Below are 522 nucleotides of genomic sequence, written 5' to 3'. Positions count from 1 at the left end.
GCGTTAGTTGCATAAGGATTTTGTTCCACCTTAAAAATTAGTCCATGTATCATCGCCTGTAATTCTATCAATTATATCTTCTGCTTCCCAAACAGCTGCTATTTCTAATCCTTGACAGTCATCTTTATTGGCTTTACTAATTTCTCCTTTATGATAAATTGAGTATTCGCCTGAGATACTGTCAATTATACTACTTGGAGGTGGCCATTCTTCTTTTTCATCTTTAAACGGACGATAATCAACTAGTGGCCAATCACCTGAAGTTAGTACATCGTTATATACACCAACTACAAATTGATAATCTTCTATTTTTGGTAAGTCTTCAATATTCTCACCAATATGAACGTATATTCCAATTGAAGCATCTCTAAATGTACGACCGAATGCAAAGTTACCATTAGGTAAAGGTATCGCATGAATATTACCTATTTTTCTTCTAGTTCGTTTAACCATATGCGTACTCCTTTTTTAGCATTCTCATCTATTCCAATTATAACATTCCTTATTGATACAGATAGGTAA

The 522-nt window shown here is 33.5% G+C and carries 1 protein-coding gene; it reads right to left on the bottom strand.

Going from position 1 to position 522, the window contains the following annotated elements; translation table 11 throughout:
* Nucleotides 1-30 precede the first annotated feature (30 nt).
* Nucleotides 31-453 (bottom strand): Imm26 family immunity protein, encoded by a 423-nt coding sequence (locus COI44_RS23650; protein ID WP_098430058.1) that lies wholly within the window; start codon nt 451-453, stop codon nt 31-33.
* Nucleotides 454-522 lie beyond the last annotated feature (69 nt).

This window comes from Bacillus sp. AFS088145, assembly GCF_002564465.1.
Taxonomy (GTDB): Bacteria; Bacillota; Bacilli; order Bacillales; family Bacillaceae_G; genus Gottfriedia.
This window is presented reverse-complemented; position numbering and strand designations above follow the sequence as displayed.